Origin of the sequence: Siminovitchia fordii DSM 16014 = CIP 108821, from assembly GCF_000374565.1 — a bacterium.
Taxonomy (GTDB): domain Bacteria; phylum Bacillota; class Bacilli; order Bacillales; family Bacillaceae_C; genus Siminovitchia; species Siminovitchia fordii.
In genome coordinates this window covers 402983-410120 of the sequence record NZ_KB894685.1, presented here as the reverse complement: position 1 = coordinate 410120, position 7138 = coordinate 402983, and the positions used below count along the sequence as shown (strand labels likewise).

The 7138-nt window shown below is 42.6% G+C and carries 5 protein-coding genes; all 5 read left to right on the top strand.

From position 1 onward, the window contains the following. The first annotated feature begins 879 nt into the window (after window positions 1-879). The 5 genes from mraZ to C509_RS0102015 all read left to right on the top strand — a co-directional run bounded on the left by mraZ (window position 880) and on the right by C509_RS0102015 (window position 6877). Window positions 880-1311 carry a division/cell wall cluster transcriptional repressor MraZ gene (gene mraZ, locus C509_RS0102035; protein ID WP_018705234.1) on the top strand — a complete coding sequence of 144 codons (432 nt, stop codon included), beginning with the start codon at window positions 880-882 and terminating at the stop codon, window positions 1309-1311. A gap of 47 nt (window positions 1312-1358) precedes the next feature. Beyond that, window positions 1359-2291, top strand: coding sequence for a 16S rRNA (cytosine(1402)-N(4))-methyltransferase RsmH (rsmH, locus tag C509_RS0102030; RefSeq protein WP_018705233.1), 933 nt, complete (start codon window positions 1359-1361; stop codon window positions 2289-2291). Between the two features lie 30 nt (window positions 2292-2321). Further along, window positions 2322-2678: a cell division protein FtsL gene (gene ftsL / locus C509_RS0102025; protein WP_018705232.1), complete on the top strand. Its 357-nt coding sequence runs from the start codon at window positions 2322-2324 to the stop codon at window positions 2676-2678. Next, on the top strand, window positions 2675-4885 hold the full coding sequence (locus C509_RS0102020; RefSeq protein WP_018705231.1) for a penicillin-binding protein: 2211 nt from the start codon (window positions 2675-2677) through the stop codon (window positions 4883-4885). The genes ftsL and C509_RS0102020 overlap by 4 nt, the downstream gene beginning before the upstream one ends. A gap of 78 nt (window positions 4886-4963) precedes the next feature. Next, a complete protein-coding gene (locus C509_RS0102015; RefSeq protein ID WP_018705230.1) occupies window positions 4964-6877 on the top strand; it encodes a stage V sporulation protein D in 1914 nt (637 codons plus the stop codon). The last annotated feature ends 261 nt before the right edge of the window (window positions 6878-7138 follow it).

The following is a 7138-nucleotide window of genomic DNA, read 5'->3' as shown; positions in this document are numbered from 1 at the left end:
TTTCCGAAATACTCTTCACTTTCGAGGAATACTCTTGAGATTTTCCGAAATACTCTTCACTTTCGAAGGATACTCTTAAGATTTTCCGAAATACTCTTTGAATTTAGGAGAGAATATATTTACAAAACGTTGCGAGAATTATAAACATCCTTAATCCCCATTACGGGGAGATCTGAAGAATGAAGAGGCTCACTTTTTGATATGATCGCTCCGGCTGAAATTCAAGTTGACAAAAACAGCAAGCCTTTCATGTTTTTTTAAACAAAATTGACTTTTATAATGAGTGGACTCTGTTTTAAGTGAAAGGTTTTGATTTTAAAATTGGATTCTTGGAGAAGGTTCTGGTATTTGCGATCCCAATAATTTGGAGCATTATTTTTTTAGAGCATCAAATGATGTAATTGAAATACTTACAACGTATACCCCAAGTGTCGTATTTGAATAATGATTGCCCTCCTTTAAATAGGAGGCTTTTTGTGCTTTGTGACGTTCTTCTATAGACGACCCGTGTTCAGCCAGACCGATGATAAAAAGGCACACGGCTAAAAGCCTTTTTGCATTATGGAGTCTGAATTCCTTTACTTGTAGGAACTTGATAGTGTGGAGCACTTTCGACAAGAATTGGAAAAATATATCAATTACTCTAATAGCAATTGAATAAAGGCAAAATTAAAAGGCATGAGCCCGAAACAGTACCGAGTCCAAGCCCAACATGCCGCCTAGCTAAGTATACTTGTCTGACTTTGGGGTCACTTCCTCGGAAGCAGGCTTTTTTTTTATCGAAAAAGGAGGATAAAAGCATTGGAAAATATATTAAAAAATGGTGGTGGCAAGTGGGGGATTGTGGTACAGTAATTATAGAAAGTGGGGGCAATGTCCATGTTCATGGGGGAATATCAACATAACATTGATGCAAAAGGCCGTCTGATCGTGCCTGCCAAATATAGGGAGCACCTGGGAACTTCATTCGTTGTCACCCGGGGATTGGATCAATGTTTGTTTGGTTACCCAATGGAAGAATGGAAGCAGATTGAAGAAAAATTAAAAGCCCTCCCACTAACTAAGAAAGATGCACGTGCCTTTACCCGATTTTTTTTCTCGGGGGCCGTGGAGTGTGAATTGGACAAGCAAGGCAGGGTAAACTTGCCTGCATCGCTTCTTGGCTATGCGAAACTGGAAAAAGAATGTGTCATATTAGGGGTATCCAGTCGTTTTGAGATTTGGAGCAAAGATTTATGGGAAGACTATTTCACAGCATCTGAAGAATCTTTTGCAGAAATAGCCGAGAATATGATCGACTTCGATATTTAAACGACGCTCCAACTTTCGTTCAATGATTTGGATGGTGATTGTAAAAAATGTTTTCTCATAAAACAGTATTGTTAAAAGAGACAGTTGACGGTCTGAATATAAAGCCAAATGGTACTTATGTCGATTGCACATTGGGTGGTGCAGGGCACAGCTCATACCTTTTGTCCCAAATCTCAGGCGGAGGCAAGCTTATTGCCTTTGACCAGGATGAGACGGCTATTGTTCATGCGGAAAATAAACTGGTTGAATACAAAGACAAATTGATCTTAGTAAAAAGCAACTTTAAGTATCTGGCAGTTGAATTGGAGAAATTGGGAATTACCCGAGTGGATGGTATTCTCTACGACCTTGGAGTATCATCACCGCAATTGGATACTCCTGAGCGAGGTTTCAGCTATCACCATGATGCACCATTGGATATGAGGATGGATCTGGATGGGGAGATCTCAGCCTATGATGTTGTGAACAAATGGCCATATGAAGATTTAGTAAGGATTTTCTTTCGATACGGGGAAGAAAGGTTCTCAAAGCAAGTGGCGAGAAATATCGAATCGACAAGGAGTAAACGGCCTATCGAAACAACTGGCGAATTGGTGGATATTATAAAAGAGAGCATTCCGGCACCTGCACGGAGAAAAGGAGGCCACCCGGCCAAACGGATTTTTCAGGCAATACGGATTGCCGTCAATGATGAATTGAGGGCTTTTGAAGATTCATTAAAGCAGGCAATTAGTCTTTTGAATCCTGGGGGAAGAATCAGTGTGATTACTTTCCATTCCCTTGAAGACCGGATTTGTAAGCATGTATTTAAGGAAATGAGTGATGGACCGGACCTTCCGCCGGGATTGCCGGTTATTCCTGAAGAATATAAGCCTGTATTGAAGCTGGTAAACAGGAAACCGATCATTCCATCTGAAACTGAATTGGATGAAAATAACCGTTCAAGATCAGCAAAGTTACGGATCGCGGAGAAACTTTAGACAAAACTTAGTTAGAAATGGGGGAATATAATGAGTAATTTGGCTCGCCAATTCCAACAGAACAACAATGTTCAACAAAAAGAAGTTCAAACAACAAAAATTCAGCGACATTCCAAAATAAGTCCAGGCGAAAAAGTGTTGTATTTGCTTCTTGCTGCATTTATAATTTTTATGGCAGTTAAAATTGTGACGGTTCAGATGGCAGTCTACGAAGTAAATAAAGATGTTCAGGATATGGAAAAAACTATCCAGAAACATGAAAAAGTGAACGATGACCTGGCGATGCAAGTTGACGAGCTCAGCAGATACGAAAGAGTTTGGAAGAAAGCCAAAGAGTTGGGGCTGAACCTAAACGAAAATAATGTTAAGGTTGTTGAGAATAAATGAATGTTCAAAAAAAAAATAGAAACATAGGAGCAGCACTGTTATTTTTTATATTCGGGCTGCTTTTTTTTGTCTTGACAGTTCGTTTCATAACAATCCAGTATACCGGCGAGGTGAAAGGGCAGGCACTGGCTGCAAAAGCCGCGCAAATGTATCTGAGGACCGATGTGATAAAAGCTAATAGAGGAACCATTTATGATCGGGAAGGTGAAGTGATCGCCGAAGATTCAGCATCCTATACACTCGTCGCTGTATTAGATGAAACTGTCACAGCGGATCCGAAGCACCCGAACCATGTCGTAGATCCGGGGAAAACGTCCAAGGAACTTTCTGAACATATTTCACTCAGTGAACAGGAAATTTACGAACTGCTGACAAAGAAAGGACGCAAGCAGGTTGAATTTGGTCCGGCGGGAAGGGACCTTTCCCACCGAGTGAAAGAAGAAATTGAAAAGCTGAAACTGCCGGGCATAGGGTTTATTAAGGATACAAAACGCTTTTACCCCAACGGTATATTTGCTTCCCATTTGATTGGCTATGCCCAAAAAGAGCAGTCTAATGGGAAACCTTCAGAAATTATAGGGAAAGCGGGCCTGGAAAAAAGCTACAATGAAATGCTCACAGGGAAGGATGGATCTCTTACATATAAGGGAGATGTCTGGAATTATATCTTGCCGAATTCAAAAAAACAGATTAAAGAGCCAGAAAACGGTAAAGACATTTATCTGACTATTGATAAGAAAATCCAGACGTTTCTTGAAGATGCGATGAATAAGGTAGACCAGAAATATTCACCGGACAGGATCCTTGCAGTTGTCGCCGATCCCAAAACAGGAGCTATTCTTGGCATGGGACAGCGCCCCACCTATCATCCTGTTACTCGGGAGGGAATAGAAAAGACATGGCATAATGAAGTGGTTGAAAGTTCCTTTGAACCCGGATCCACAATGAAGATATTTTCATTGGCAGCATCTGTTGAAGAAGGAGTTTTCAATCCAAATGCGACATTTCCATCCGGAAAGTATTATGTAAACAAAAAGCAGCCACCAATCAAAGACCATAACCAGGGACAAGGCTGGGGGCCTATCACTTATCTGGAAGGTGTCCAGCGCTCTTCAAACGTTGGATTTGCCTACTTGTTGGAAAAAATGGGTACAGATAAGTGGCGGGAGTATATGGACAAATTTAAATTCGGTCAAAAAACGGGCATTGCCCTTCCGAATGAAGCAAGCGGAAAAATATTGTACGACTGGCCGATTGAAAAAGTGACTAGCGTCTTCGGACAAGGAACGACCGTCACATCCATGCAGATGATCCAAGCTGCTTCAGCAATTGCCAATGACGGGAAGATGATGAAGCCGTATGTGGTAGATAAAATTGTGGACCCTGCTACCGGGGAGGTCACCGAGACGAAGCCAGAAATGAGCGGACAGCCGCTGAGCTCAAAAAGCGCCAAAGAAGTTAGGGATATTTTAGAAACGGTCATTACATCTGACAACGGTACCGGAAATCAATTTTACCAGCTGGATGGATATTCAGTGGCAGGGAAAACCGGAACTGCACAAATACCTGCCCAAGGTGGAGGGTATTTGCAGGGGAGGGAAAACTATATCTTTTCTTTTTTGGGGATGGCCCCAAAAGAAAATCCGAAATTGCTGATGTATGTGGTTGTAGAAAGGCCGAAGCTAGACCTGGATCAAAATGGGGCACTGCCCGTTTCCGAAATTTTCAAGCCGGTGATGAAAAGCAGCCTCCAGTATTTGAATATCGAGCCTGAAAAGAAAGAAGAGGCCGTCATCACCAAATTGCCGGATTTGACAGACAAGTCTCCTCAAAAGTCTTCAGAGCTTTTAAAAGAAAAGGGCTTAGTACCTGTGCTTATTGGCAGTGGGGAGAAGGTTCTTTCCCAATCTCCAAAACATGGCGATACTGTCATAGAAGGAGAGAAAGTAATCATTAAGACAGACGGAAAGCTATCCATTCCGGATATGGCGGGTTGGTCGAAAAGAGATGTTCTAAAGGTGGCTAAACTGGCGGAATTAAAAGTGAATATGGTTGGGACAGGCTATTTGACAAAGCAAAATATTAAGCCTAAATCCCAAGTTTCGGCAGGAGATCATCTTGTTGTCAATTTTGAACCACAAGAGGAAATATTGGATAAAAAGAAATCAAAAAATGACAAGTCTAATGCAGAAGCGCCCTTGGATTAACAAGGGGACTGACGATTGGTCTAATCAAGCCGGACAAGACATATAGTTGAACGAGCCGTAAAAAGAGGGGGGCCTTTTGTGAAGCGGGTTTCAACTGTAACTGTAAGAAAAAGACTGTCTTATTTCCTGCTGATTGGACTTATCGTTTTTTTAATCATCGATGTAAGGCTGGGATATGTGCAGTTCGTATTGGGGGATGACTTGACGGATCGTGCCCGTGATTCATGGAGCAGGAATATCCCATTTGAACCGGAAAGGGGTAAAATAACCGACCGCAACGGCGTACCGATTGCAGAAAATAAAAGCGCCCCGACTGTATATATCATACCAAGGCAAATTGAAAATCCAGCTGAAGCCGCTGAAAGCCTGGCTCCAGTTCTAAATGTGTCAAAAGATAAATTGTACAAACGCATGACAGCCAATTCCTCCATAGAGCGCATTCCTGAAGGAAGAAAAATTTCCTACGAGAAAGCCAGGGAAGTAAGGACGTTGGATATAAAAGGTGTTTACATCGCCGAAGATTCAAAGCGGCACTATCCGTTCGGACGCTATTTATCCCATGTGCTGGGATTTACAGGGATAGATAACCAGGGTTTGATGGGCCTTGAACTCTATTATGATAAAGAGCTTCAGGGCAAGAAAGGTTCTGTTCAATTTTTTTCTGACGCCAAAGGAAAAAGAATGCCTGATATGTCTGATGATTTCGAGGCCCCAGTCGACGGATATGATTTGAAATTAACGATTGATACAAGAATCCAGACGATTATGGAAAGGGAATTGGATAACGCCGAAGCCCAGTTTAAACCTGATGGGATTGTGGCCATAGCCATGGATCCACATAACGGGGAGATTCTAGGCATGTCTAGCAGGCCCTCGTTTGATCCTGCGGACTTCCGCGATGTCCCCCAGGAAATATACAACCGGAATCTGCCGATTTGGAGCACATATGAGCCGGGTTCCACTTTTAAGATTATAACCCTTGCTGCGGCACTCGAAGAAGGGCTTGTCGACCTGGAACATGACCATTTTTATGATTCAGGTTCAGTGAAAGTTGGCGGAGCCACTCTCAGATGCTGGAAAAAAGGCGGGCATGGAAGCCAAAGTTTTTTGGAAGTGGTCCAAAATTCATGCAACCCGGGATTTGTTGAATTGGGAGACCGGCTTGGCAAGGAGAAGCTATTTCAATATATAAGAGGATTCGGATTCGGACAAAAGACAGGTATTGACCTAGCGGGAGAAGGAACAGGCATATTATTTAAAATGGACCAGGTGGGACCGGTTGAGCAGGCAACTACCGCTTTTGGCCAGGGAGTGTCAGTCACACCCATCCAGCAGGTTGCTGCGGTGGCAGCTGCTGTGAATGGCGGTACATTATACCAACCGTATATCGCAAAGGAATTGGTAGATCCCGTTACGGGGGCAGTCGCCATGAGGAAGACGCCTGTGGCTAAAAGAAGAGTCATTTCCGAAAAGACTTCCAAAGAAATTCGCCATGCCCTTGAAAGTGTGGTTGCCCAAGGAACAGGGCGGAATGCTTTTATAGATACTTACCGGGTTGGAGGCAAAACGGGGACCGCGCAAAAAGCCAAGGACGGCAGGTATCTTGAGAATAATCATATAGTGTCTTTTATCGGTTTTGCACCTGCTGATGATCCACAGCTAGTCGTATACGCAGCGGTGGACAATCCAAAAGGAACAATTCAATTTGGAGGAACTGTTGCAGCCCCCATTGTAGGGAAAATCATGGAGGACTCGTTGCGTGCCCTTGATGTCAAGCCAAGGAAAGATCAGATCGAAAAAAAGACAAACTGGCTTGATCCCAAGATGGTCACTGTTCCGGACCTGAAAGGATCCACAAGGAAAGAACTGCTTCAGCAAATGTTGAACCTAAAGCTTGAAATCAGCGGGGATGGGACGAAAGTGATCCAGCAAGCTCCTGATCCGGGAGTTAAGGTCGAAGAGGGATCAGTTATAAGGGTTTATATGAAATAAGCAAAACCAGCCTGCTTTAATAGGGTATGAAAGTGAAAAAGTGAGTGGATCAAAAATCTACCCTAATGATTCTAGGGTAGATTTTTCAGATTGAAAAAATATCGGGAACTTATTTCCATATCGGCATATAGATGATAACGGTGCTTTTTCAAACAAATTCACTGATGTGAATGTGAAAATATGAAAATAAATGAATTGTAAAATATCGGAAATACCTTAAAAAATCTGGATTTTGCTTTCCATTGGGTTGCCTGTCGCGGT